General features: G+C 67.4%; 23 protein-coding genes. 16 read left to right on the forward strand and 7 right to left on the reverse strand.

Going from position 1 to position 26,255, the window contains the following annotated elements:
* Positions 1 to 114 precede the first annotated feature (114 nt).
* Positions 115 to 1,389 carry a M20 aminoacylase family protein gene (locus KHP16_RS23875; RefSeq protein WP_109582430.1) on the forward strand — a complete coding sequence of 425 codons (1,275 nt, stop codon included), beginning with the start codon at positions 115 to 117 and terminating at the stop codon, positions 1,387 to 1,389.
* A 32-nt stretch (positions 1,390 to 1,421) separates the two neighbouring features.
* Here KHP16_RS23875 and KHP16_RS23880 read toward each other — a convergent pair whose 3' ends face one another.
* Positions 1,422 to 2,276 carry an AraC family transcriptional regulator gene (locus KHP16_RS23880; protein ID WP_373561920.1) on the reverse strand — a complete coding sequence of 285 codons (855 nt, stop codon included), beginning with the start codon at positions 2,274 to 2,276 and terminating at the stop codon, positions 1,422 to 1,424.
* A 113-nt stretch (positions 2,277 to 2,389) separates the two neighbouring features.
* Between KHP16_RS23880 and KHP16_RS23885 the strand changes: the two genes are divergently transcribed.
* Positions 2,390 to 3,616: an MFS transporter gene (locus KHP16_RS23885; protein WP_211961274.1), complete on the forward strand. Its 1,227-nt coding sequence runs from the start codon at positions 2,390 to 2,392 to the stop codon at positions 3,614 to 3,616.
* 39 nt (positions 3,617 to 3,655) lie between these two features.
* Here KHP16_RS23885 and KHP16_RS23890 read toward each other — a convergent pair whose 3' ends face one another.
* Positions 3,656 to 4,942, reverse strand: a complete 1,287-nt coding sequence (locus KHP16_RS23890; RefSeq protein WP_109582427.1) for a M20/M25/M40 family metallo-hydrolase — start codon at positions 4,940 to 4,942, stop codon at positions 3,656 to 3,658.
* A gap of 163 nt (positions 4,943 to 5,105) precedes the next feature.
* Between KHP16_RS23890 and KHP16_RS23895 the strand changes: the two genes are divergently transcribed.
* Together KHP16_RS23895 and KHP16_RS23900 are read left to right on the forward strand one after the other, a co-directional pair.
* Entirely contained in the window at positions 5,106 to 5,414 is a 309-nt protein-coding gene (locus tag KHP16_RS23895; protein WP_109582426.1) for a hypothetical protein, read from the forward strand.
* An 85-nt stretch (positions 5,415 to 5,499) separates the two neighbouring features.
* Positions 5,500 to 6,516: a Bug family tripartite tricarboxylate transporter substrate binding protein gene (locus tag KHP16_RS23900; protein WP_211961275.1), complete on the forward strand. Its 1,017-nt coding sequence runs from the start codon at positions 5,500 to 5,502 to the stop codon at positions 6,514 to 6,516.
* A gap of 59 nt (positions 6,517 to 6,575) precedes the next feature.
* Here KHP16_RS23900 and KHP16_RS23905 read toward each other — a convergent pair whose 3' ends face one another.
* Positions 6,576 to 7,316 carry a response regulator transcription factor gene (locus KHP16_RS23905; RefSeq protein ID WP_211961276.1) on the reverse strand — a complete coding sequence of 247 codons (741 nt, stop codon included), beginning with the start codon at positions 7,314 to 7,316 and terminating at the stop codon, positions 6,576 to 6,578.
* Positions 7,317 to 7,504: 188 nt separating this feature from the next.
* Here KHP16_RS23905 and KHP16_RS23910 point away from each other — a divergent pair, with 188 nt between their 5' ends.
* Positions 7,505 to 8,269, forward strand: coding sequence for a response regulator transcription factor (locus KHP16_RS23910; protein WP_211961277.1), 765 nt, complete (start codon positions 7,505 to 7,507; stop codon positions 8,267 to 8,269).
* 10 nt (positions 8,270 to 8,279) lie between these two features.
* Here the strand turns inward: KHP16_RS23910 and KHP16_RS23915 are convergent, their stop codons facing one another.
* From KHP16_RS23915 to minC, 4 genes are all read right to left on the reverse strand, one after another.
* Entirely contained in the window at positions 8,280 to 9,356 is a 1,077-nt protein-coding gene (locus tag KHP16_RS23915) for a porin (protein WP_115953939.1), read from the reverse strand.
* Positions 9,357 to 9,757: 401 nt separating this feature from the next.
* Positions 9,758 to 10,012, reverse strand: coding sequence for a cell division topological specificity factor MinE (gene minE, locus KHP16_RS23920; protein ID WP_109582423.1), 255 nt, complete (start codon positions 10,010 to 10,012; stop codon positions 9,758 to 9,760).
* A 13-nt stretch (positions 10,013 to 10,025) separates the two neighbouring features.
* Entirely contained in the window at positions 10,026 to 10,841 is an 816-nt protein-coding gene (minD, locus tag KHP16_RS23925) for a septum site-determining protein MinD (RefSeq protein WP_109582422.1), read from the reverse strand.
* A 54-nt stretch (positions 10,842 to 10,895) separates the two neighbouring features.
* The gene (gene minC / locus KHP16_RS23930; RefSeq protein WP_211961278.1) at positions 10,896 to 11,720 is read right to left on the reverse strand and encodes a septum site-determining protein MinC; all 825 of its coding nucleotides are present in this window, start codon (positions 11,718 to 11,720) and stop codon (positions 10,896 to 10,898) included.
* A 178-nt stretch (positions 11,721 to 11,898) separates the two neighbouring features.
* On the opposite strand from minC, the gene KHP16_RS23935 reads away from it, so the two are divergent.
* The 11 genes from KHP16_RS23935 to KHP16_RS23985 all read left to right on the forward strand — a co-directional run bounded on the left by KHP16_RS23935 (position 11,899) and on the right by KHP16_RS23985 (position 26,252).
* The gene (locus tag KHP16_RS23935; protein WP_109582420.1) at positions 11,899 to 12,870 is read left to right on the forward strand and encodes a magnesium and cobalt transport protein CorA; all 972 of its coding nucleotides are present in this window, start codon (positions 11,899 to 11,901) and stop codon (positions 12,868 to 12,870) included.
* A 140-nt stretch (positions 12,871 to 13,010) separates the two neighbouring features.
* Positions 13,011 to 13,148: a hypothetical protein gene (locus KHP16_RS23940; RefSeq protein ID WP_167468472.1), complete on the forward strand. Its 138-nt coding sequence runs from the start codon at positions 13,011 to 13,013 to the stop codon at positions 13,146 to 13,148.
* Positions 13,148 to 13,237, forward strand: coding sequence for a K(+)-transporting ATPase subunit F (gene kdpF / locus KHP16_RS23945; protein ID WP_109582419.1), 90 nt, complete (start codon positions 13,148 to 13,150; stop codon positions 13,235 to 13,237). Before KHP16_RS23940 ends, kdpF begins: the two co-directional genes overlap by 1 nt.
* Before the next feature lie 14 nt (positions 13,238 to 13,251).
* Positions 13,252 to 15,081, forward strand: a complete 1,830-nt coding sequence (gene kdpA / locus KHP16_RS23950) for a potassium-transporting ATPase subunit KdpA (protein WP_179593049.1) — start codon at positions 13,252 to 13,254, stop codon at positions 15,079 to 15,081.
* A 13-nt stretch (positions 15,082 to 15,094) separates the two neighbouring features.
* Entirely contained in the window at positions 15,095 to 17,341 is a 2,247-nt protein-coding gene (kdpB, locus tag KHP16_RS23955) for a potassium-transporting ATPase subunit KdpB (RefSeq protein ID WP_415831287.1), read from the forward strand.
* Positions 17,342 to 17,356: 15 nt separating this feature from the next.
* Positions 17,357 to 17,983, forward strand: coding sequence for a potassium-transporting ATPase subunit KdpC (gene kdpC, locus KHP16_RS23960; RefSeq protein WP_109582416.1), 627 nt, complete (start codon positions 17,357 to 17,359; stop codon positions 17,981 to 17,983).
* A gap of 95 nt (positions 17,984 to 18,078) precedes the next feature.
* A complete protein-coding gene (locus KHP16_RS23965) occupies positions 18,079 to 21,072 on the forward strand; it encodes a sensor histidine kinase (RefSeq protein ID WP_211961279.1) in 2,994 nt (997 codons plus the stop codon).
* A 1-nt stretch (position 21,073) separates the two neighbouring features.
* A complete protein-coding gene (gene kdpE, locus KHP16_RS23970) occupies positions 21,074 to 21,769 on the forward strand; it encodes a two-component system response regulator KdpE (protein WP_109582414.1) in 696 nt (231 codons plus the stop codon).
* 259 nt (positions 21,770 to 22,028) lie between these two features.
* Complete coding sequence (locus KHP16_RS23975) at positions 22,029 to 22,709, forward strand: tetratricopeptide repeat protein (RefSeq protein WP_115954102.1); 681 nt, start codon at positions 22,029 to 22,031, stop codon at positions 22,707 to 22,709.
* Positions 22,693 to 25,347 (forward strand): circularly permuted type 2 ATP-grasp protein, encoded by a 2,655-nt coding sequence (locus KHP16_RS23980; protein ID WP_211961280.1) that lies wholly within the window; start codon positions 22,693 to 22,695, stop codon positions 25,345 to 25,347. Before KHP16_RS23975 ends, KHP16_RS23980 begins: the two co-directional genes overlap by 17 nt.
* Positions 25,344 to 26,252 (forward strand): transglutaminase family protein, encoded by a 909-nt coding sequence (locus KHP16_RS23985; RefSeq protein ID WP_109582411.1) that lies wholly within the window; start codon positions 25,344 to 25,346, stop codon positions 26,250 to 26,252. The genes KHP16_RS23980 and KHP16_RS23985 overlap by 4 nt, the downstream gene beginning before the upstream one ends.
* Positions 26,253 to 26,255: the final 3 nt, after the last annotated feature.

The raw sequence follows: 26,255 nt of genomic DNA on the forward strand, positions 1-26,255 counted from the left end.
GTTTTCCGCAGTTTTGGGGCGCATCCGCACGAAATCCGCAATCAGGGTTTTATCTCGGGATTTCGCGTGACACACTGAATGCACGCTGTCACGAAATACGAGAGAGCCCACGCCATGTCCGAACACGCCCCTGAGATCGAATCGATATTGAAGACCGTCGCCACCGACGCTGCCGATACAGACACGCAGGACCGCCACTTCAAGCCCACGCGCCACTTCTGCACGCTGCACGACACGCTGGATAGCCGTGCCGAGCTGCAGGACATCCGGCGGCACATCCACCAGCATCCCGAACTCGCGTTCAACGAGGTCCACACCGCGGAACTCGTCGCCAGCCGGCTGGAAGGGTGGGGCTACGAGGTGACGCGAGGCGTTGGCGGTACGGGCGTCGTCGGCACGCTCCGCAACGGCAAGAGCCCCCGCAGCGTCGGCATCCGCGCCGATATGGACGCGCTGCCCATCCACGAGCGCTCGGGGCTGCCCTACGCGAGCGTGCACGAAGGCAAGATGCACGCGTGCGGCCACGATGGCCACACCACGGTGCTGCTCGGCGCGGCGCGGCAGCTTGCGCGGACGCGGAATTTCGACGGCACGGTGAACCTGATTTTCCAGCCGGCCGAGGAGATCGGCGCGGGCGGCGGCGCGGAGCGCATGCTGGCCGATGGCCTGTTCGAACGGTTCCCGTGCGACGCGATCTTCGGCCTGCACAACCATCCGGGCGTGGAAGCGGGCACGTTCATGTTCCGCGCGGGGCCGTTCATGGCCGCGTGCGATACGGTAGCGATCACGATCCGTGGCAAGGGCGGCCACGCGGCGCGTCCGCACCAGGCGATCGATCCGATTCTGGTGGCGGGCAGCCTCGTGATGGCGCTGCAATCGGTCGTGGCGCGTAACGTCGATCCGAACGAAACCGCGGTGGTCACCATCGGTACGCTGCACGCGGGTCATGCGCCGAACGTGATCCCCGATAGCGCGCGCATGGAAATCAGCGTGCGGTCGTTCAGCGCGGAGGTGAGGGCGTCGATGGAGGCGCGCATCCGCCAGCTGGCCACCGCGCATGCCGAGGGCTATGGCGCGACGGTCGAGATCGACTACGTGCGGGGCTATCCGGTGCTCGTCAACAGCGAGCGCGAGACGGCGTTCGCCCAACAGGTCGCCGAGGAACTCGTGGGGCCGGAACGTGCGATCGGCAATTTCCATCGCATCGCGGGCAGCGAGGATTTTGCGTACTTCCTGCAGCAGCGGCCGGGCTGTTTCGTGCGCATGGGCAATGGCGCGAATCAGCCGTTGCTGCATAACGCGGGCTATGACTTCAATGACGAGAACCTGACCGTGGGGGCCGCGTATTGGACCCGACTCGTCGAGCGGTACCTTTCGGAGCAGTCGTAAGCTGCGTCGGAAGGTTTAGCGGAAAAACGTGTTCAGCGGAAAAACGCGCTGGGCGGCATGCCGAACTGCCGCTTGAACATCGTCGCAAACGCGCTGGGGCTGTCGTAGCCAAGGTCCAGCGCGACATCCACCACCTTCTCGCCCGCGGCCAGTTTTTCCAGCGCCGCGAGCAGCCGCGCCTGCTGGCGCCACTGTCCGAACGTCATCCCCGTCTCGCGCGCGAACCGGCGCTGGATCGTCTTGGGATCCACCCCTAGCCGCGCGCCCCAGTCCGCTAGCGTGAGGTCGGAGTCGGGCGTGTCCACGATTTCCTCGCAGATCTCGCGTAGCCCCGCATCGTCGGGCCGCGGCAGGTGCAGCGGCAGCGTTGGCACGCGCAGTACCTCGTCGAGCAGCAGCCGCATCAGCCGCCCATCGCGCGAATCGGCGGCGTAAGGCAGGGGGATATCGATCGCTGCGAGGATCAGTTCACGCAGCAGCGGCGAGATGCCCAGCACCGTGCATTGCGTGAGCAGTTCGGGCGCGGCATCGGGGCGGATATACGCGGTCCGCATCTGCACGCGGCTGGCCATGCGAATCCAGTGCGTGGTATTGGCGGGCATCCACATGCCGCGCGTCGGCGGCACCAGCCACTGGCCCTGGGCGGTGTTGACGACCATCACGCCATGCACCGCATGGACCAGTTGCGCGTTCGGATGCTGGTGGGGCTTGGTCTCGTGGCCCTGGGCGTAGTCGGCCGCCATCGCGGCGACGGGCATCGGACTGCGGTCGAATTGCAGATAAGCGGGCGAGGGCGCGTGGGAGTCCGCGCGCGGCGCGGCGGGCCGCTCGATGTGTTCGCCGGGTATCACGAAGGCCGCATTCGGCATCCCTTTGGTCCTGGGCATGTCCTTTTCTCCAAGGTCGCGCCCCCATTCTCGCAGGACAGGCGTTGTTTTGCCATTTAGCATGGCCGGGCAGATTCCCAAAAGAGACAACCGGGCCAATGTGCCCCCGCACCATGACCACCACCGTTCATACCGCCCAGGCGCCGGCCGGCGCGGCGCAGCAGAAGGAGGAGGGCACACGCTTCCGCGTGTTGTACGCGATCAGCTTCGCGCACTTCCTCAACGACATGATCCAGTCGCTGATCCTGGCGATCTACCCGATGCTCAAGGGTGGCTTCAACCTGAGCTTCACGCAGATCGGCCTGCTGACGCTGACCTATCAGATCACCGCGTCGCTCCTGCAGCCCATCGTGGGCCTGTACACCGACAAGCATCCGAAGCCGCATTCGCTGGCCATCGGCATGGGCTTCACGCTCGGCGGCCTGCTGCTGCTGTCGGTGGCGCCGACCTATGGCGTGCTGCTGATCGCGGCGGCGCTCGTGGGCACGGGCTCGTCGATCTTCCACCCGGAGTCCTCGCGCGTGGCGCGTCTGGCCTCGGGCGGCAAGCACGGCCTTGCGCAGTCGATCTTCCAGGTCGGCGGTAACGGCGGCAGCGCGATGGGCCCGCTGCTGGCCGCATGGATCGTCCATACGCAGGGCAACCTCGCGTGGTTCTCGGTGGCGGCGGTCGTCGCCATCGCCGTGCTGTGGCAGATCGGCGGCTGGTATGGCCGCCATCTGGCCGAGCGCGCGGGCAAGAAGAAGGCCGCGGCCGCGGCGGTGAGGCTGCCGACCTCCACGGTCGTGCGCGCGATTGCCGTGCTGCTGCTGCTGATCTTCTCCAAGTATTTCTACATGGCGAGCCTGAACACGTACTACACGTTCTACCTCATGGAGAAGTTCGGCCTGACGCGCCAGGCGTCGCAGGTCTATCTGTTCCTGTTCCTGTTCGCGGTGGCCGCGGGCACGATCCTCGGCGGCCCGATCGGCGACCGCGTGGGCCGCAAGCAGGTGATCTGGGCCTCGATCCTGGGCGTGGCGCCGTTCACGCTGCTGCTGCCGCATGCCAACCTGTTCTGGACCGGCGTGCTGACCGTGGTGATCGGCTTCATCCTCGCCTCGGCGTTCTCGGCCATCCTCGTGTTCGCGCAGGAACTGATTCCCGGCAAGGTGGGCATGGTGTCCGGGCTGTTCTTCGGCTTCGCGTTCGGCATGGGCGGCATCGGCGCCGCGGTGCTGGGCAATCTCGCCGATACGCATGGCATCACCGCGGTGTACCGCCTCTGCGCCTACCTGCCGCTGCTCGGCCTGCTGGCGGTGTTCCTGCCTGACCTCCGCAAGCGAGGCATCGCGGGCTGACGCCCGCCTGCCTCGCGCCCGGGTCGGCGTCAGCCCCCGTTACTTCCCGGCCTTGTCCTGCGACACGTCCATGATCATGCGTGTCAGCAGGTACAGGCGCGGCGTGACCGAGTTCAGGTCCACGTACTCCGCGTCGTTCGAATGCGCGCCGAAGCCGCGCAGGCCGAAGCGCTCGATCACGGGCGCCTTGGTGCCGGCCGCCGCGAACGCGGCATCGGTGCCGCCGCCTTCCGCCGTGTCGTACACGGCCAGCTTCTCGCCGATTTCCGCGTAAATTCCCTGAGCATGCGCGGCGAGCTTGCGCGCCGCTGGCGTGACCTCGAGCGGCGGGCGGCGGCGTTCGAACTTCACCTCGACCTTCGTATCCGGAATCAGCTTCTTCTGAATCCGTTCCTGCAGCGTCTTTTCCAGGCCATCGTAGTCGGCGGTGCGCAGCACGCGCACGTCCGCCTGCGCCGTGGCGACCGCCGGAATCACGTTGCGGTTGGTGCCCGCGCTGGCGATCGTCCAGTTGACCTTCAGGCCCGTGTCGGGATTCGACAGGTCGCGCATCTGCAGCACCTGGTGCGCCATCTCGTAGAACGCATTGCGGCCCAGTTCGGGCGAGCTGCCCGCGTGCGACGACTTGCCGTCCACCTTCAGGGCGATCGCCCCGATACCGCTCGTGGCGAGCGACAGGCGGTCGCCGTTGATGCGCGTGGCCTCGCACGAGAACACGGCGTCCTGCTCGGCGCCGAGCTTCGTCATCGTCGCGCGCGCGCCCGGCGAGCTGATCTCCTCGTCGCCGTTGATCAGGACCGTCAGCGTGCCGTAGTCCTTGAAGTTCATCTTCTGCAGGATGGCCACGGTATGGAGGATCACCGCGACGCCATTCTTGTCGTCGGCGATGCCGAGGCCGTAGGCGCGGTCACCCTCGACGCGGAACGGCTGCTGGGCGAGCATGCCGCGCAGGTAGACGGTGTCCATGTGGGCGATCAGCATGATCTTGCGCTTGCCGGTGCCCTTGAACTGCGCGAGCACCATCTTGCCGACCTTTTCGGGCGTGTCTTCCATGCGGTAGACCTCCGTCGGCTCCACGAGCTTCGCGTCGCCGCCGAGCGCGGCCAGTCGGTCGCGGATCAGGTTGGCGATGCGGTCCAGGCCTTCGAGGTCCTTGCTGCCCGATTCGATCGACACGAGGTCCTTCATCGTTTCGATCAGCGCGGGCTTCTCCTGCTGGGCCAGCTGGTACGCCGGCTCGACCGGGGCGGCGTGGGCCGCGCCGGCCAGCGTGGCCATGGCGAGCGCGAAAGAGAGGGAAAGCGGCCGCAGGGCGGGGTGTGGCATGTCGGATGCTCCTGTTGTTGTGGGTAGGGTGATGCGAGGCAAAATCTTGGCGACGCTGGCGCGCCGCGTAAAGTGTTTTTTGTGCACGCACCGGCGCGGTGATGATGGCGGTGATCATCGCGGTGAAATGTTTCCTCGATCCGGGCATGCGTTTTGCGGCATCATGGCGGTCATGAAGTCCGCCGTATCCCCGTCTTCCCCCGCCTCCGGGCGTCCCGCCTGCGCGCACTGCCTTGCGCTAGCCGCCGATTCGCGCCGGCGGGAGCCGCACGCATGCCTCGCCCTGCGCAGCACCGCGCCGCTCGTCAGCCAGAGCGCGGCCGGCGTGCCGTACAGCATGATGTCGTTCACGTGCCGCGAGTGCGGGACCGCGTGGCGGCTCTATGATCGCGCCAACGAGCTGTTCGTCTCCTGGGTCCCCGAGCATCCGTTGACGATGCCGGCCCCGCCGGCGCCGGGCGCCGGTGCGTGATTGCAGTGCGCCAGACCGGCGAACGACCCATTTCCGGGCAGCCTCACCCCGTTCCAACACTTCTGCCGACCCTCAGCTTCTCATCATGGTTTCTCGCTTCCGCACGCTCATCAGCACGCCTATCAGCACGCCGATCCTCGCGGCCCTCGCCCTTGCCACGGGCCTGAGCGCGGCCTCCGCCGCGCAGGCCGCGCCCGCCGACACGTACCCGAGCCGTCCGATCCGGCTGATCGTCGCCTATCCGACCGGCGGCATCAGCGATACCGTGGCGCGCGCGCTGGCGGACCAGCTGACCGCGCAGATGGGTGCATCGGTGGTCGTGGAGAACCGCGCGGGCGCGGGCGGCAGCATCGGGATCGACGCGGTTGCCAAGGCGGCGCCTGACGGTTACACGATCGGCTTCGCGTCGACGAGCCCGCTCACGCTCAACCCGCACGTCGGCCGGGTCAATTACGACCCGCGCCGCGATATCGCGCCCGTCATGAGCGTCATGTATTCGCCGGTGCTCGTCGTGGCGACGCAGGCGTTCACGGGCCAGTCGTTCGCGGACCTGATTGGCCAATCGCGCGCCAGGCCGGGCTCGGTGCGCTGGGCGACGTCGGGCCTCGGCACGGTCGGCCACGTGATGCTCGAGCAGGTCAAGGCCAAGGCGAAGGCCGACGTGACGCTGATCCCGTACAAGGGCGGCGGCCAGCAGATGAACGACGCGCTCGGCGGCCAGTTCGAGGTGATGAGCACCAACGCGAGCCCGCAGCTGACGGGACAGATGCAGGCCGGCAAGCTGCGCGCGATCGCCGTGGGCGCGCCGAAGCGTATCGAGAGCCTGCCGAACGTGCCGACGATGGCCGAGCTCGGCTATCCGAAGGCGAACCTGACGTCGACGTTCGGCGTGTTCGCGCCGGGCAAGACCCCGCCCGCCATCGTGAACCGGCTCAACGCCGAGCTGAACAGGGCGCTGGCCTCGCCGGAGGTGCGCGAGCGCCTGCTGCGCGACGGCGAGGTGCCGACCGGCGGCACGGCCGCGCAGTTCGCGGCGTCGATCCACGCGGAGTACGACGACAATGCGCGCATCGTGAAGGAAGCGGGCATCAAGGCGGATTGAGCGCGGCCCGTCCAGCGTCCCTGCACGGCGTCACTGCACAGCATCGCCACCCCGCGTCGCTACACCGGATCGAGCCGCCATCCGAGGCCGCGCATCCTGTGCAGGGCCACGCCGTTGTGCGGCCATAGCGCGAGCTTGCCGCGCACGCGCGACAGGTGACTGTCGATCGTGCGCGCATCCTCCCGGACCGCGCCCCGCCAGACCTGATCGGCCATCAGGCGCCGCGTGACCAGCGCGCCGAGATGGCGGAACAGCAGCAGCGCCAGCGCAAACTCCTTCGGTGTCAGCGTCACGCAGCAATCGCGCAACCATGCGCGGCGTTCGCCGATGTCGAACCGGTAGCGGCCATAGATCAGCGGCGGAAGATCGTCCCCGGGCAACCGGCACGTACCGCCCGCGCTTTCCGCCTCCAGCTTCCCCGCCTGCCGGAATGGGGCCGCCGCGCGCCGCGCGAGGGCCGCCACACGCGCCACGAGCTCGCGATCGCGCACGGGTTTGCGCAGGCACGCATCGGCGCCGTCGCGCAGGCATCCGACGACGTCCGCTTCCTCACACGCGTCCGATAGCACCATCAGCGGCACGCCATGGCCGAACGATCGCCGCACGATGCGCACCAGTTCGCGCACGTCGGTGCCGTGGTTGTCCCGGTCCAGCAGCAGCGCGTCGAAGCTTCGGTGGCGCATCGCATCGATCAGCGCCGTGCCGTGGCGGAACCGCGTGCACCGGTGCGCGCCGCGGCCCAGCGCGCGCTCGAGCATGAGCACACGCGTCGGATTCTCGTCGAGCACGGCAATGTCCACGGCAGCGGATCCTCCCCCGGCATCGTCTCTGGCAGGGCTCCATGGTAGGAGGGCGTGCCACGGCGGCGAAGTAAACGTTTGTTGCGGACCGCAAAATGAGCATCGTCTCATGTGCAACGGCGCCATCCACGTCTCTAATAGCCGCTGGGGCGCTGGTTGGATATTCCATAGCGCGCACAGAGACAACGATGGGAATTACGATTGCTTCGCTCGAAGACGACCTCTCGGACGCGGCGCTGATCCGCGAGACCGCCGCGGCGGCGGGGCATGCGTGCACGACCTTCACACGCGGTTGCCAGATGCTGCGCGCCCTGCGCGCGACGGGCTACGACATGCTGCTGATCGAGTGGAGTGTGGCGGGCGTGTCGGGCCGTGACGTACTGGCATGGGCGCGCGCGCATCTGGATCCGCGCCTGCCGGTGATGTTCGTGACCGTGCGCGATGCGGAGGACGATATCGTCGACGTCCTCATGGCGGGCGCGGACGACTACATGGTCAAGCCGATCCGTCCCGCCGAACTGATGGCGCGCATCCACGCGCTCGTGCGCCGCGCGTATCCGGAGAGCCTGCCCGTCGGGTCGATCGTCGCCCGTGGCGCCTTCGTGTTCGACGGCGCCGCGCGCATGGTCACGCGCGAGGGGGTGGAGATCCTGCTCACGCCCAAGGAGTTCGATCTCGCGATGCTGCTCTTCCGGTACGAAGGCCGCGTGGTATCGCGCGAGCATATGGTCGCCGCGGTATGGGGCCACGACCTCGCACCGATGTCGCGCACGATCGATACGCATATCTCGCGCGTGCGGACCAAGCTCGGGCTGGTCGCGTCGCGGGGCGCGCGCCTCGCGCCCGTCTTCACGCATGGCTACCGGCTCGAACTGTTCGACGTCGCGGAGCCGGGGCCAGCAACAAAAAAGGCGCCCGAAGGCGCCTTTTCCGTCAACACACCGATCGAATGATCGGCCGCCATCAGAAGATGTGGCGGATACCAGCTGCGACGCCGGTCTGGTTGTTCTTGCCGGGCAGTTGCGCTTGTGCGCCACCGGTGACCTTGTTGTAGTCCACGGTGCCGTACACCTGCGTACGCTTCGACAGCGAGTACTCGGCCAGCAGCACGCCCGTGTAACGGTTGCCGCTGTTGTCGGCGACGCCGTAGGCGTTCTTGATGTGGTCGCCGTAGAACACGCCCGTCACGGCCAGTGCCGGGGTGACCTGATAGGTCACGCCTGCGTAGCCGATGGCGTCCTTGCGCGGGTTAGCCTGCGCGCTGCCGCCAGCCGGGATCGGGTTGGCCGAGTTGGCCGGCGTGAAGAAGTTGGCGTCGATCAGGCCGGTACGGTCCTTGCCGCCCAGGTAGCCCAGGAACAGCTTTGCCGGTCCGATCGTGTACTTACCAGCAACGCCCCACATTTGCTGCTTGTTGCTGTTGATGTCCTTGATTTCCTGATAAACGCCGCCGATGCCGAACGGTCCGAACTCGTACGCGGCACGGGTGCCCCAGTACTGGTTCTTCGTCTGGCTGCCCGGCACTTCGCCGAAGCCGTAGCTGGCGCCAACGCTCAGGCCGCTGAACGCGCCCGAGTAGCTGATGACGTTGTTGTTACGGAACTGGGTCAGGAAGAACGGCCACGCATTGTTGTCGTAGTTGCCGATGGTCAGCGGATCGTAGTCGCCGAAGAAGTTGAAGCCTTCGGTGTACTGACGGCCCAGCTTGACGGCACCGAAATCACCCGAGAGACCCACGTAGGCTTGACGACCGAACAGCGAACCGCCCTGGTTGGCACGGCCGGTATCCGGATCGAAACCGTTTTCCAGCTGGAAGATTGCCTTCAGGTTGTTACCGAGGGCTTCCGCGCCCTTCAGGCCCCAGCGGCTGTTCGTGATGGCGCCGTTGGTCACCTGGGTCTGGCTGTGGTTGCCTGCGTCCGCGTTGGTTTGGTAGCGGATGCTCTGATCGACGATACCGTACAGCGTCACCGACGTCTGGGCGAAGGCGCTGCCAGCGCACAGCGAGCCGATAGCGAGAGTCAGTAGCGATTTCTTCATGGTGCTCCTTTTCTGTCTTGTGGTGTTCGCAGCCGGATCACGGCGCGACTTGGTCTACGTTTCCTGTAAACGCCGCGAAAATTTAACAAAAGGCGGAACTTTTCGACATAAAACTGAAGTCGAGGCCGCCCTCAGGGAGACATTTGGTGCAAATCCGTTGGTTTGCCGCTACACCCTGTCACGAGGGCGACGTGATGGTGCAATGCGGCAAGCGCCAACTTGGTGCGGGCCGGCCGGCAGCGGGTATGCAGGAAGGGAACGGGACAGAGGGTGCAACGCATGCAGGGGCTGCATGTTGCAGTGCGGAAACCCCTACCAAGGAGGGAAGGGTTAGTACGGAGACAGCGCGGAGACAGCGCGGAGACGGCGTGCGCCGCCTCCGCAACGTCGATCGCGGAGGGTCAGTTTTGCGGAATCTCGATCTTGATGTCGAGCACCTCGAGATTGTCCTGACGCTCGAGGTTCACGCGCAGATCCTGGTCGCTGATCTTCACATACTTCGAAATCACGGCCACCAGCTCGCGCTGGAGCGCGGGCAGATAGTCGGCGGGCGCCGAATGGCCGTGGCGTTCGTGGGCAAGAATGATCTGCAGGCGCTCCTTGGCGACCGAAGCGGACTTTTTCTTCTCCCCCAGCAGGAAGGACAGGATCGACATGGATGAGTCCTCCTTACTTGTTGCCGAAGATGCGCGAGAGCAGCCCCGGCTTCTGGTAGTCGGTAAAACGCATGGGTTTTTCCTTGCCGAGGAAGCGGTCCACGATGTCGCCGTAGGCATCGGCCACGTCGGTGCCTTCCAGATGGATCGCGGGCGTCCCCTGGTTGGAAGCGTGCAGCACCGCCTCGGATTCCGGCACCACGCCGATGAGTTTGATGCGCAGGATCTCCTGAATATCCTGAAGCGACAACATTTCTCCGCCATGCACTCGCTTCGGGTTGTAGCGCGTGATCAGCAGGTGCTCCTTGATCGGCTCGCCGCCTTCGCTGGCGCGCTTGGTCTTCGAGGCCAGGATGCCGAGGATGCGGTCGGAATCGCGCACCGACGACACTTCGGGATTGGTCACCACGAGTGCCTCGTCGGCGAAGTACATGGCCATCAGCGCCCCGGTCTCGATGCCCGCGGGCGAATCGCACACGATGTACTCGAAGCCCTGGTCCTTCAGGCCGTTGATGACCTTCTCCACGCCGTCACGCGTCAGCGCTTCCTTGTCGCGCGTCTGCGAGGCGGGCAGGATGAACAGGTTCTCGCACTTCTTGTCCTTGATCAGCGCCTGATGGAGGTTGGCTTCACCCTGCACGACGTTGATCAGGTCGTACACCACGCGACGCTCGCAGCCCATGATCAGGTCGAGGTTGCGCAGGCCGACGTCGAAGTCGATCACGACGGTCTTATGGCCACGCAGGGCCAGGCCAGCGGCAAAGCTGGCGCTGGTGGTGGTCTTGCCGACGCCTCCCTTGCCGGAGGTCACTACGATGATTTTTGCCATGGCTCTTTGGTCCAGTAAGGGTGCTTGATAGATCGGTCCCCGGTCTTGCGCGGGTCACTTCATCCGCAGCGGCTCGAGGATCAGTTTTTCGTCGGCCAGGCGAACCTGGGCGGATTTGCCGAGCACATTGGCCGGGAGCGTTTGCTCCGCGGTCCGATAGATGCCGGCGATGGAAATCAGTTCGGGCTCCAGGCACGTGCAGAAGATGCGCGCGTCGTGGTTGCCCTTGACGCCCGCCAGCGCGCGGCCGCGCAGCGGGGCGTAGATGTGGATGTTGCCTTCGGCGATAACCTCGGCGCCGTAGCTGACGAGGTCCAGGATGACTACGTCGCCCTGCGCGTAGACCTGCTGGCCCGAGCGCAGCGGCTTGTCGATCAGCATGGTCGGCACCGTGCGCGCCGCGGTGGCGGCGGCCACGATGCCCGCCATATCCGCGACGGGTGCGACGGCCGTGGCCGAGGTGTCAGGGCTGTCGGCGGGCGAGGGGACGGCTTCGGGCGCAGCGGCAGGTACGGCCCCCGGGGCGGTGTCGGCCTCCTCGCGGCCCTCGCGGCCCCCATGGCGGCCCTGACTATCCAGCAGCGGCAGCCCATAGGCTTCCGCCCATTCGCGCTGGTCCGCGCGGGCGACCACGCCGATCGCGCGGGCACGCAGCGAGTCCAGCGTCTCGATCAGGCGGTCGATGCCGACCCGCTCGTCGCCTTCGAGGCGGCGCAGGTCCAGGGCGATGACGTCGTTGGAGAAGAAATCGGGGGTCGCTTCGAAACGGGAGAGGAGGTCGTCCCGCAGGGCCTCGGTGTCCGCGGTCTTGAGAGCGAGAAGGAGGGCGTCGACGTTGCCGCTACGCAGCTCGAAGCGTGGCGATTTCTTCTGGGACATAGTCGGGTGACCGTGGAAATGCGACATTCTAACGTCGTCTCCGCGGCGAACTGTAACAATTCGCCAGTTCCCGGCCACAGGTGCCCGATGGTCGCCATCCCCGCGATGTCGGAGTGACGCCGATGCACGCCGGTCCCGGACTCTTGCTAGGATGCCGCATCCGCAAAAGGGAGTCCCCATGGGTGCAGTGGTCAATTGCGTGGCCTATCGCGATGGCAAGAAGCTCGGCTCGGTCGATGTCGACGCGATTTCTGACGTGTTGTCGGAGGACGGGACGTTCGTCTGGCTGGGGCTGCACGAACCGGACCTGGCCCTGCTGCGCAAGGTGCAGCGCGAATTCGGCCTGCATGACCTGGCGGTGGAGGATGCCCTGGACGCGCACCAGCGGCCGAAGATCGAAACCTACGGCGACTCGGTCTTCATCGTGCTGAACACCGCGCAGCTCGTGGACGAGGAGGTGATCGTCGGCGAGACGCATATCTTCGTCGGCCCGCGATACGTGGTCTCCGTGCGCCATGGGGCCAGCAGCACCTACACCCCCGTGCGCGAGCGCTGCGAACAGGACCCACAGGGGCTGGCCCACGGCCCCGGCTATGTGCTCTACGCGCTGATGGACTTCGTGGTCGACCACTACATGCCCATCGTCAACCGGCTCGAAGACACCTTCGAAAAGCTCGAGCAGAACATCTTCCGCGACGAATTCGACCGCGCGGCACTGGAGCGGCTCTACCGCATCAAGAGCCAGGTGCTGCGGCTGCGGAATGCGGTGTTCCCCGTCGAGGACATCTGCAGTCAGTTGATCCGCCTGCACGAGGACCTCGTGCCGAAGGACCTGCGCGCCTACTTCCGCGATATCGAGGACCATGCGAGCCGGCTCGTGCGCACGCTCGACGTGGTGCGCGAAATGCTGACCACGGCGGTGCAGGTCAACCTCGCGCTGGTGACGGTCGCGCAGAACGAAGTGGTCAAGCGGCTGGCCGGCTGGGGCGCCATCCTGGCGATTCCGACCGTCGTGTTCAGCCTGTACGGGATGAACTTCGAATGGATGCCGGAACTCAAGTTCCACTACGCCTACCCGATCGTCATCGGGATTACCGCCGTCGCCTGCGGCGGGCTCTGGCGGAAGCTGCATAAGGCCGGGTGGCTCTGACGGGCCCTTCCGCGGGCCTTCCCCCGGGCCTTCCCGCGCGTCTTTATATCTTGTTTACACCCCCCTCCGGCCTCTCTACCCCCTTTTTACCCCCCAATCCCTAACCTCCCATCCGTGAATCACTCACGTAGGCAGTTGCCATGGACGGGATCTATTTCATCGTGTTGTTGGGGTTTGGCGCGCTAACGGGCGCGCTGCTGGCGCTTTGCGCCGCGCTGGGCGCGCAGCCGCCCTCCGAGCCGGGCGGGAAGACCGGCGCCGACGAGCGGGGGCGCTGATGAACTGGACCGACCTGCTGAGCGGCGGCCTGGCCGTCGCCATCTTCATCTACCTGCTCGTAGCGCTGTTCCGGCCGGAGAAATTCTGATGTCTTCCCATTCGATTACGCCCCAGTTCCTGGGGCTGCTCGCGCTCTTCCTCGCAATTCTGTTCGTCGTGGGGCCGTTCCTCGGCCGCTACATGCGCCGCGCGATGGAGGAGGGCAATTACACGCTGACGGCATGGGGCCGTCCCCTCGAACGCCTGATCTACCGCATCGGCGGCGTGCGCGCCGACGCCGAGATGGGCTGGAAGCAATACACGATCGCCCTGATCGTCTTCAACGTGCTCGGCGTGATCGCCGTGTACGCCCTGCAGCGCCTGCAGGGCATGCTGCCGCTGAACCCGCAGGGCTTCGGCGCGGTGACGCCCGACTCGTCGTTCAACACCGCCATCAGCTTCGTGGCCAACACGAACTGGCAGGGCTATGCCGGCGAGTCCACGATGAGCTACCTCACGCAGATGCTCGCGCTGACGGTGCAGAACTTCGTGTCCGCCGCGACCGGCATCGCCGTGGTGTTCGCGCTGATCCGCGGCTTCGCGCGTCATACGTCGCGGACCATCGGCAACTTCTGGACCGACATGGTGCGCAGCACGCTCTATATCCTGCTGCCGCTGTCGGTCGTCATGGCCGTGGCGCTGGTGGGCCAGGGCGTGATCCAGAACTTCGACGCGTACAAGGACGTGTCGCTCGTCACCGAAGTCGAATACACGCAGCCGAAGGTCGATGCGGCGGGCCAGCCCGTGCTCGACAAGGAAGGCAAGCCCGTGACCGAGGCGGCCAGGACGTCCACGCAGCAGCTCGCGATGGGCCCCGTGGCGTCGCAGGAAGCCATCAAGATGCTCGGCACCAACGGTGGCGGCTTCTTCAACGCGAACTCCGCGCATCCGTTCGAGAACCCGACGCCGTTCTCCAACCTGCTGGAGATGCTGGCGATCTTCCTGATTCCCGCCGCGCTGTGCTTCACGTTCGGCGAGATGGTGCGCGACCGCCGCCAGGGTGTGGCCGTCATTGCATCGATGACGGTGATCTTCGTCGTGATGGCGCTCGCCGCGATGGCCTCGGAAGTCCAGATCACGGCCGCGCTCTCGCAACTGCCGATCGACCACGCGGCGTCCGCGCTGCAGGCCGGCGGCAACATGGAGGGCAAGGAGGTGCGCTTCGGGATCTCCGCCAGCGCATTGTTCGCGACGATCACGACCGCAGCCTCGTGCGGCGCCGTGAACGCGATGCACGACTCGTTCACGGCGATCGGCGGCCTTGTCCCGATGCTGCTGATGCAACTGGGCGAAGTGGTATTCGGCGGCGTGGGCTCGGGCCTGTACGGCATGCTCGTGTACGCGGTGCTGGCGGTGTTCATCGCGGGCCTGATGATCGGCCGCACGCCGGAGTACCTCGGCAAGAAGATCGAGACGTACGAGATGAAGATGACCGCCGTGGCCATTCTCGTCACGCCGCTGCTGGTGCTTGTCGGTACCGCCATCGCGGTGCTGGCCGAGCCGGGCCGCGCGGGCGTGTTCAACCCGGGCACGCATGGCTTCTCCGAGATCCTGTACGCGCTCTCTTCGGCCGCCAACAACAACGGCAGCGCGTTCGCGGGTCTCTCCGCCAACACGCCGTTCTACAACGTGCTGCTCGCCGCCGCCATGTGGTTCGGCCGCTTCTGGATCATCGTGCCGGTGCTCGCCATGGCCGGCTCGCTCGCGGCCAAGAAGCGCACGCCGGTCACGGCCGGCACGATGCCCACCCATGGTCCGTTGTTCGTCGTGCTGCTGGTGGGGTCGGTGCTGCTCGTTGGCGCGCTGACCTATGTGCCGGCGCTCGCGCTCGGCCCGGTGGCAGAACAGCTGCAGTCCCTGCAGCCCGCGGCGCCCGTCGCCGCCTCCCGTTAATTCGGAGCTTCATATGCAACAAGATTCCACGGTAAAGCGCACGGCCAAGGTCAATGGAAATGGCACTGGCGGCGCCACCGACAACACGCAAGGGGTCGGCAGGACCTCGGTGGTTCAACCCGGCCGCGCGACGCAGCAGCGCGGCGCGCGCAGCATGTTCGCGCCCGAGCTCGTCAAGCCGGCCATCGCCGATGCGTTCCGGAAGCTCGCGCCGCGCGACCAGTTGCGCAACCCGGTGATGTTCGTCGTCTACGCGGGCAGCATCCTCACGACGATCCTGTTCCTGCGCGCGCTCGTGCAACCCAGCGAAGGGGAATCGGCCGGCTTCATTCTCGCCGTCACCGTATGGCTCTGGTTCACGGTGCTGTTCGCGAACTTCGCGGAAGCGCTCGCCGAGGGCCGCAGCAAGCAGCAGGCGGCCGCGCTGCGCGGACTCAAGACCACGGTCACCGCGCGCGTCGTGCGCGCGGGCCGCAAGGACTATCGGGCGCTGGGCGCCACAGAGCCGCGTCAGGCGACCGCGCTCCGCAAGGGCGACATCGTGCTCGTGGAAGCGGGCGACACGATTCCCGGCGACGGCGAGGTCATCGAAGGCGTGGCCTCGGTCGACGAGTCGGCCATCACGGGCGAGTCGGCTCCCGTCATCCGCGAGTCAGGTGGCGATTTCTCGTCGGTGACGGGCGGCACGCGCGTGCTCTCGGACTGGATCGTGGTGCAGATCACCACCAACCCCGGGGAAAGCTTCATCGACCGCATGATCGGCATGGTCGAAGGCGCCAAGCGCCAGAAGACGCCGAACGAACTCGCGCTGACGATCCTGCTCGTGGGCCTCACCCTCGTGCTGCTGCTGGCCACCGCCACGCTGCAACCGTTCTCGCTGTATGCGGTGCTCGTGACGAAGCTCGGCGTGCCGGTCTCGGTGACGGTGCTGGTCGCGCTGCTCGTCTGCCTGATCCCGACGACGATCGGCGGCCTGCTGTCGGCGATCGGCGTGGCCGGCATGAGCCGCATGATGGAAGCGAACGTGATTGCGACGTCGGGCCGCGCGGTGGAAGCCGCCGGTGACGTCGATGTGCTGCTGCTCGACAAGACCGGCACGATCACGCACGGCAACCGCCAGGCCTCGCGCTTCGTGTGCGCGCCCGGCGTGACCGAGCGCCAGCTGGCCGAAGCGGCATGGCTGTCGTCGCTGGCGGACGAGACCCCCGAAGGCCGCAGCATCGTCGCGCTGGCGCGCCAGCAGCCGGGCGCCGCGGCGCCGGAACTCGGCAACCGCAGCATGGCCGCGCCCGTGTTCGTCCCATTCAGCGCGCAGACGCGCATGAGCGGGGTCGACGTCACGCAGGGCAACCAGGTGCGTAGCGTGCGCAAGGGCGCCGCCGAAGCGGTGCGCCGCTACGTGACGGAGCGCGCGGGCAAGTTCCCGGAGGCCGTGGTCAATGCGGTCGACGACATCGCGCGCGCGGGCAGCACGCCGCTCGTCGTGGCGGAGGCGATCAGCGTGGGTACGGAAGACAGCGTGCGCGTGCTCGGCGTCATCGAGCTCAAGGACATCGTCAAGACCGGCATCAAGGAACGCTTCGGCGAACTGCGCAAGATGGGCATCCGCACCGTGATGATCACGGGCGACAACCGCCTGACGGCCGCATCGATCGCCGCGGAAGCCGGCGTCGATGACTTCCTTGCCGAAGCCACGCCCGAAGCGAAGCTCGCGATGATCCGCGACTTCCAGCGCGAGGGCCGCCTGGTGGCGATGACGGGCGACGGCACCAACGATGCCCCCGCGCTGGCGCAGGCCGACGTGGCGGTGGCGATGAACAGCGGCACGCAGGCCGCGCGCGAGGCCGGCAACATGGTCGACCTCGACAGCAATCCGACCAAGCTGATCGAGATCGTCGAGATCGGCAAGCAGATGCTGATGACGCGCGGCTCGCTGACGACGTTCTCCGTGGCCAACGACGTCGCGAAGTATTTCGCGATCATCCCGGCCGCATTCGCCAGCACCTATCCGCAGCTGAACATGCTCAACGTGATGGGCCTCGCCACGCCTGCCTCGGCCATCATGTCCGCGGTGATCTTCAACGCGCTGATCATCGTCGCGCTGATCCCGCTCGCGCTGCGCGGTGTGGTCTACCGCCCCCTCGGTGCCGCCACGCTGCTCCGCCGCAACCTGCTGATCTATGGCTTGGGCGGCATCCTGGTGCCATTCGTGGGCATCAAGCTGATCGACATGCTGCTCGTGATGTTTGGCTGGATCTGATCAAGGAGTACGAACATGCAAACGCAACTGAAGACGACGCACGCTGCGGCTCCGCAGCCCCCCTTGCAGCAGGGCATGCTGCGCCCCGCGCTGACGCTGTTCGTCGCGCTCTCGATCGTCACGGGCCTGCTGTATCCGGGCCTGGTGACGGGCATCGCGCGCACGGTGTTCCCACACGAAGCCGCGGGCTCGCTCATCGTCAAGGACGGCAAGGTGGTCGGCTCCGAACTTATCGGCCAGCCGTTCTCCGATCCGAAGTACTTCTGGGGCCGCCTGTCGGCGACCGCGCCGATGCCGTACAACGCGGCCGCGTCGGTGGGCTCGAACCTCGGTCCGACCAACCCCGCGCTGACCGATGCCGCGAAGGCGCGCATCGATGCACTGCGTGAAGCGGACCCGGGCAACGACAAGCCCGTGCCGGTGGACCTGGTTACGGCATCGGGCAGCGGTCTCGATCCGCATATCAGCCCGGCGGCCGCGCAGTACCAGGCCGCGCGCGTGGCGCGCCTGCGTGGGGTGCCCGTCGCGAAGGTGGAAGCGCTGATCGCCGAGAACACGCGCAGCCCCGGCCTCGACATCTTTGGCGAGCCCGGCGTCAATGTGCTGAAGCTGAATCTCGCGCTGGACGCGATGAAGCCATAATGCAATGACGGCGGCGGATGGCCGCGACGCGCCATGTCGACGACCGCTCCGGTGAGGGTCGTGGCAGAATCGCAGCCATCCCGCCCCATTTCCCGATGACCGAACCCGTCGCCCGCCCCGATCCGGATGACCTGCTCCAGCGCGTGCAGGCGGAAGGCGCGCGTGCCGCGCGCGGCAAGCTGCGCGTGTACTTCGGCGCGTCGGCCGGCGTGGGCAAGACCTTTGCGATGCTCAACGCCGCGCGCGCGTTGCGCATGCAGGGCACCGACGTCGTCATCGGCATCGTCGAGACGCATGGCCGCGCGGAAACGGAGGCGCTGCTCGAGGGCCTCGAACGATTGCCCATGCGGTCCGTGCCGTATCGCGATCGGGTGCTTCAGGAATTCGATCTCGATGGCGCGCTGGCGCGGCGTCCCGCGCTTGTGCTCGTGGACGAGCTCGCGCACTCCAATGCGGCGGGCAGCCGGCATCCCAAGCGCTGGCAGGACATTCAGGAACTCCAGGCTGCGGGCATCGACGTCTGGACCACCGTCAATGTGCAGCACCTCGACAGCCTCAATCAGGCGGTTGGCGGCATCACGGGCGTGCGCGTGTGGGAAACCGTTCCCGATGCGGTGTTCGATGGCGCGGATGAAGTCGTGCTGGTCGACCTGCCCGCGGACGAACTGTTGAGGCGCCTGCGCGAGGGCAAGGTCTATCTGGCCGAGCAGGCGCATCAGGCCGCGCGCAATTTCTTCCGCAAGGGCAACCTGATGGCGCTGCGCGAACTCGCGCTGCGCCGCACGGCCGATCGTGTCGATGACGACGTGCGCGCCTACCGCGATGCGCGCGCGATCGCGCCAGTCTGGCGCACGCGCGAAGCGGTGCTCGCCTGCATCGGCAGCGGGGACGACGCGGAACAGGTCGTGCGCAGCGCGCGGCGGCTCGCGAGTCAGCTCGATTGCGACTGGCACGTGGTGACGATTGCCACGCCACGCCTGACGCCGCTTGCCGATACCGTGCGCGCGCGGACGCAGGCCGCCATGCAGCTTGCGGAAGAGCTCGGCGCGCGCACCGATACGCTTGCCGGTGACGACATGGTGAGCGCGGTCACCGGGTACGTGCGCCGCCACAACCTGACCAAGGTGATCGTCGGCCGCGCGCGCGCGGAATGGCCGCGCGAGGACGACTGGCTCGATCGCGGTCGCGCCTGGCTGGCGCGCGTCATGGCGCCGGCGCTCGGCGTCGGTAATCGCCTGATCGGGCGGCAGACGTTTGCCGATGCCCTCGCCGCGGGTTGTCCCGAGATCGACGTGATCCGCGTGGCGGCCGACATGACACGCGCGGACCAGCGCCCGCGCGCAAGCACCCCCGCCGGGTTGGCATCGGGCCCCGATGCGCGAATCGCCGAGGAGGAGGCCGCCGCGGCCGAAATCCGCCGGAAGCGGCTGTACGACTACGGCTGGGCGGCGCTGTGGTGCGGCGCGGCCTCGGTGTTATCCACGCTCGCGCGCCCGTGGTTCGACCTCGTCAATATCGCGATGCTGTTCCTCGCCGCGGTCGTCGGCGTGGCGCTGCGCCATGGCCGTGGGCCCGCCGCGTTCACGTCGGTGTTGGCCGTTGGCGCCTTCGATTACTTCTTCGTGCCACCGCGCCTCTCGTTCGCGGTGAGCGACGTGCAGTATCTGCTGACCTTCGTCGTGATGCTGACGGTCGGCCTCGTGATCGGCCAGCTGACGGCGGGCCTGCGCGAACAGGCGCATGTCGCGGTCCGTCGCGAGACCGATGCGCGCACGCTGTACGAGCTGGCACGCGAGCTGTCGGCCGCATTGACGATCGAACAGATCGGCGAGATCGGCAGCCGCTTTCTACGCGCCGCATTCGATGCGCATGCCACGTTCTTCGTGGTCGGCGCGAATGGCCGCCTCGAGCCGCTGACCATCGCGCAAGGCAGCGACGCCGCGCGTGGCGCGCACGCGGATCCGCGGAAGGGCGAAGCCATCGACAAGGTGCTCGCCCAATGGGTGTTCGATCATGGTCAGCCCGCTGGTACGGGTACGCATACGCTGCCCGGCAGCACGGTGCTTTACCTGCCGCTGAAGGCGCCCATGCAGACGCGGGGCGTGCTTGCGGTGGAACCCCGCGCATGGCGTGCCCTCGCCGCGCCGGATCTGCGCCGTCAGGCGGACGTGTTCACGACGCTCATCGCGATCGCCATCGAGCGGCTGCACTACGTCGAGGTTGCGCAGCAGGCGCTGCTGTCGATCGAATCGGAGCGGCTGCGCAGTTCGCTGCTGGCGGCGGTGTCGCACGATTTGCGCACGCCGCTGACGGGTCTCATTGGCATGGCGGAGACCCTGGGCCGCACCGATCCGCCGCTGCCCGAGGATGTGGCCGCCACCGTCGATGCGATGCGCGGCCAGGCGCAGCGCATGCGGACGATGGTCGTGAACCTGCTGGACATGGCGCGGCTGCAGCGGCACGACATTGCGCTGCAACGCACCTGGCAGTCGCTCGAGGAACTCGTCGGCGCGGCACTCGCGTCGCTGCGCGATGCGCTGGGCGGGCATCGCGTGCGCGTTGCGGATCTGTCGGTGCTGCCGCTCGTGGAATGCGATGGCGTGCTGATGGAGCGCGTGCTGTGCAACCTGTTCGAGAACGCGGCCAAGTACACGCCCGCGGGCACGGAGATTCGCGTGCGGGGCGCCGTCGTCGGCGAGGAAGTGCATCTGGTCGTCGAGGATGACGGCCCAGGCGTGCCGCGCGGGCGCGAGCGCCAAATTTTCGAAAAATTCGTGCGCGGCGACAGCGAATCGGCGACGGCCGGCGTGGGCCTTGGCCTTGCCGTATGCGATGCCATCATGCAGGCGCATGGCGGCCGTATCTGGGCCGACGCGGTCGACGGCGCGGGCGCGCGCTTCACGCTGGCGTTGCCGCGCGGCAACCCGCCTGCGATCGAACCCGAACCGGAACCGCTGGAACGCCATGCGGATACGGCCCACTCCGCCGATACCGCTCCGCTTCCTGCCGCTGCTGCTGCCGCCGCCACCACCGCCACGCACACAGACCACGCCGCGCATCATGCCATGCGCGGCGGCAACGATCACTGACATGCCCTTCGATTACTCTCCCACCGTTCTGCTCGTCGAAGACGAACCGCATATCCGCCGGTTCGTGCGCGAATCGCTGCAGGCGGAGGGCTGCACCGTCCATGAAGCGGACACCCTCAAGCGCGGCCTCATCGATGCCGGCACGCGTCAGCCCGATGTGGTGATCCTCGACCTCGGCCTGCCCGACGGCGATGGCATGACGCTGATCCGCGAGATGCGGACGTGGACCGAGGTGCCCGTGCTGGTGCTGTCCGCGCGCACCGAGGAGTCCGACAAGATCGCCGCGCTCGATGCGGGCGCGGACGATTATCTGACCAAGCCTTTCGGCGTCGGCGAGCTGGTTGCGCGGGTGCGCGTGCTGCTGCGCCGTCATGCCAAGGCGAACCCGCAGGGCACGCCGCAGATCGCGTTCGGCGATGTGACGGTCGATCTGGCGAACCGGCGGGTGACGCGCGGCGAGGCGGCAATCCATCTGACGCCCATCGAATACCGGCTGCTCGCGGTGCTGATCGCGCATCGCGGCAAGGTCATGACGCACCGCGAACTGCTGCGTGAGGTCTGGGGGCCGTCGCATTCCGAGAGCAGCCATTATCTGCGCGTCTATATGGGCCATCTGCGGCACAAGCTGGAAGCCGACCCCGCGCAACCGGCGCATTTGCTGACGGAGGTGGGCGTGGGATATCGCTTCGCCGGCTAGCTTCCGGTATATGCCGGAGAAATAACCGTCCGCCATAGGCGCGATACGTTATTTCTCGGGTTTATGGATCGAAGAGGGCGCGCCGATGGCCGTCCCGGCGCTCGCCGGAGGGAAGCCTTCCCCACTACACTGGCAGGTGACTGGCGAACCGGAGCCCTCCATGCCTGCCTCACCCCTTACGCGTTCCCTCGTGCTGACGCGCCGCGCCTCCGGCGCCCGCGTCTCGCACGCGGCGCTCGCCTTCGCCTTCGCCGCAACCATGGCGTTGCCGGCAGCCGCGGCCACCCGCGCGGTGGCCGCGGAGCGGCCCGCCCCCGCTCAGTCCCAGACGCAAGCCGCCGTCGCTGACTACGACGCCGGCCGTTACGACGCCGCGCTACAAGGCTTTGCGGCCGCGGCGAAGCAGGGCAACCGGCTCGCGCAATTCAACTACGCCATGATGCTGTTGCGCGGCGAGGGCACGTCCGCGAAACCCGAGGAAGCCCTCGTGTGGTTGCGCAAGGCTGCCGATAACCAGATGACGCACGCGCAGTACACGCTCGGCGATCTCTACGAGCGCGGCGGCCTCGTGCCGAAGTCGCTCGCGGAAGCCAACCGCTGGTACGCGCTGGCCGCGCAGGGCGGCCATACGCAGGCCCAGATGGCGCTGGCCACGAACTACTTCACCGGTCGTGGCGTCGATCTGGACTACGGCAAGGCGTTCACGTGGTATAGCCGAGCCGCTACGGCGGGGGACGGCGGCGCCCAATACATCGTCGGCAGCTATTACGAGCGGGGCGAACCGGGCGTCGTGGAGAAGGACATCGAGCAGGCCAAGATCTGGTACGCACGCTCGGCCGCGCATGGCGATCCGGGCGCGCTGGCCAAGCTGCGGTCCCTGCTCGAAGAGACGGTTCGCGCCAATGGCAACAACAAGGGAGCCAATGCCAAAGCGATGTAGCACCGACGGTCCATCCGTGGCGGACGCGCTGTTGCCGCCGCCCGTGCCGGCCGGCCACTTCGACGAACTGCGCGCCGATGACGGTGCGATGCGCGCGGCATGGGGCGATTTCTACGAGACGCTCGGATGCCCGGGTCCTGAGACGCTTGTCACGCGCGCGGCAGCCGTGGCGCGGCAGGTGCGCGACAATGGCGTGACCTTCAACGTGCATGCGGAAGCCGACAGCGCGCGCGACTGGCCGCTCGAACTGCTGCCGTTCCTGATCACCGAAGAGGACTGGGCCACGATCGAAGCGGGCGTGACGCAGCGCGCGGTGCTCGCCAACGCGATCATGGGCGACATCTACGGGCCGCAGACACTGCTCGAACGCGGGCTGCTTCCACCGGGGCTCGTGTTCGGCCACCCAGGGTATCTGCGCGCGCTCAAGGGTTACCGGCCGCCGGGCGGAAGCTTCCTCCAGATCGTCGCGGTGGATCTCGTTCATGGCGAGGCGGGCTGGACCGTGCTTGCGCACCGCACCGAGACGCCCGCGGGCATGGGATACGCGCTCGAGAACCGGCTGATCGTGGCGGGGCAACTGGCCGAGGCGTTCCGTGCGCAGCATGTGCGTCGCCTGCCGCCGGCCTTCGCGCAACTGATCTCCACGCTGACGCATCTGCCACTGGAAGGCATCTCGGGCGAGCGCCATCTCGTGCTGCTGACGCCCGGACCGTCGAGCGCGATGTACTTCGAGCATGCGTTTCTTGCGCGCTATCTCGGCGTGACGCTCGTCGAGGGCGGCGATCTGACGGTGCGCAATGATGTGGTCTACCTGAAGACCTTCGGCGGCCTCGAACGCGTCGATGTCATCCTGCGCCGCGTTGACGACGTCCTTTGCGATCCGCTCGAGCTGCGCGCGGATTCGATGGTCGGCGTGCCTGGGCTGCTCGAGGCGATGCGCGCGGGCAATGTGCTGATCTCCAATATGCCGGGGTCCGGATTTATCGAATCGCCGGCGATCCATGGCTTTCTGCCCGGCATCGCGGAGGCATTGCTCGGCGAGCCGCTGCGGCTGCCCGATGTGGCCACGTGGTGGTGCGGCGAAGCGGCCGCGCGGGAGCGGGTGTTCGAGGCGCTGTCCGAGGCGTACGTCATGCCGACTTATCCGCAGAGTGTGGACAGTGCGGAAGGCGCGGAAGGTATGGACGACGAGGGTTACGTGCCGGGGCAGGAGCGCGGCATACAGGCGCTGCGCGACTGGCGCGCGCGCGTGGAAGGGATGCCCGACCGTTACACGATCCAGGCGCCGCTCGCGCTCTCGCACACGCCCTGCTGGGAATCGGCCGATGGCCGCGTGCGCTCGCGCGCGGCGATGGTGCGCGTCTATGCGGTGTCCGATGGCAATGGCGGCTGGCAGGTCATGCCCGGCGGGTTCACGCGGCTGGCTCCCCCCGGCGCGGACGCGGTGTCGATGCGCACGGGCGGCACCAGCGCCGATACGTGGGTCCTATCGACGCATCCGATCGGCGCCACGCCGCTGACGGCGCGCACGGGCCTTGCCGCGCCCGCCGCGCAGGCGCAGGCGGCGCTCACGGTGTCCAGCCGCGCGGCGGAGAATCTTTACTGGGGCGGCCGCTATGCCGAGCGCGCCGAGAACACGGTGCGCCTCTGCCGCCAGATTCTCGGTTCGATCGAACGGCATGAGGAAACCGATGAAGGCGCGCTCGCGATGATCGGCAGCCTCGCGCGATGGTTCGGGCTCGTGCCGGAAGACGCGCCGACGCCTGACGCCTCGGCACCGCCGTCCTCGCCCGCATCGCTCGCGGCGTTCGAGCGCAGCCTCGTGATGATGCTGGCCGATCCCTCCGGCCGCTCGGGCGTGATGTACGCGCTCGCCGGCCACGCGCGCGCCGCGAGCCAGATCCGCAACCGGCTTTCGAACGATCACTGGCGCACGATCCTCGCGGCGCGTAACGATTTCCGCGCGGCCATGGCCGACGCGGTCACGCCCGCAGAAGGTGGCGGCGCTGGTAGCGGTGATGGCGGTGTCGTCTACGACCGCGCGCGCGTGCTGGCCGCGCTCGACTACCTCAGCATGCAGCTCGGCGCGATCAGCGGCGCGCAGGGGGACCGCATGACGCGCGACGAAGCGTGGCGGCTCGTCTTCATCGGCCGGCATATCGAACGCATCGGCGGTCTCGCCCCGATGCTGGAAACCGCCGTGGAAACGGGCGCGCTGCTCACGCGCGGCGGCTTCGACCTGCTGCTGCATCTGTTCGACAGCACGCTGACGTTCCGTTCGCGCTACCCGGGCCGCACGGACCTCGCCGCGCTCGTGCAACTGCTCGTGATCGAGCCGACCAACCCGCGCGGCCTTTATGGCGTGCTCGAGCGCCTGCGCGACAAGCTCGCGCAGATTCCCGCCGGAAGCAGCGGCCAGGCACGCGTGCCGCTCGTCGAGATGCTGCCGCCGGCGTCCGCGCTGCCGTCGCTCACACGGCTTGTCGAGGCCGACGCCGGGGTGACCGAACAACGCCGCCATGCGAAGCTCGCCGCGTTGTGCGATCACCTCGGCGAGCGCATGGCGCGCATCTCGGAGGAGATCGCGTCGCGCTATTTCAGTCATGCGGGCGCGGCGCCGGGGAGGGAGTTGTCATGACCGGGCCCGTCGCGCTTGCCACATTGACCACGCTCGCTGTTCAGCACGTGACGACGTATCGCTACACGCAGCCCGTCGAGCTCGCGCAGCAGCGCGCAGTGGCATCGCCGTCGTCGTATCCATGGCAGACCGTGCATGCGCACAGCATTTCGATCCAGCCGGAGCCCGCGCACCAGCATATGCGGACCGACGCGTTCGGCAATCGCGTGCTGCATTTCATGCTCGATGTCCTGCACGAGGAGATGTGCCTGACCGCATCGAGCCTCGTCACGGTGCTGCCGCGGTGGGAAGGCTTCGACGCGGCGCGCAGCATGCCGTGGGAGGACGCCGCGCAATGCCTGCGCTTCACGGTGGGCCAGCCGTTCCATCGCGAGACCGAGTTCGTGTACGCGTCGCCGAACGTGGCGCTGCATCCGGATTTGCGCGCTTACGCACTGGAGAGTTTCGGTCCGGGCGTGACCGTAGCCGCGGGGGCGATCGACCTGATGCATCGCATCCACAAGGACTTCGCGTATCGCAGCGAAACCACGGAGGTGCATACGCCGGCGCTGGAAGCCTTCGCGCTGCGCAGCGGCGTCTGCCAGGACTTCGCCCAGGTGATGATCGGCTGCCTGCGGTCGCTCGGCCTTGCGTCGCGCTACGTGAGCGGCTATTTGCTGACCGACCCGCCTCCGGGCGAGGCGCGGCTGCTAGGCGCGGATGCGTCGCACGCGTGGGCGGGCGTGTGGTGCCCGCTGCTGGGCTGGATCGACCTGGACCCCACCAACGACGTGCTGGCCGACACCCGCCACGTGACCCTCGCCATCGCGCGCGACTACAGCGATATTCCGCTGCTGCATGGGGTCATCGTGGGGGGCGGGGAACACGAGGTGGACGTGCAGGTCAGCGTCGTGCCCCAGACCTGATCC

The organism is Cupriavidus plantarum, from assembly GCF_905397285.1.
Taxonomy (GTDB): Bacteria; Pseudomonadota; Gammaproteobacteria; order Burkholderiales; family Burkholderiaceae; genus Cupriavidus; species Cupriavidus plantarum.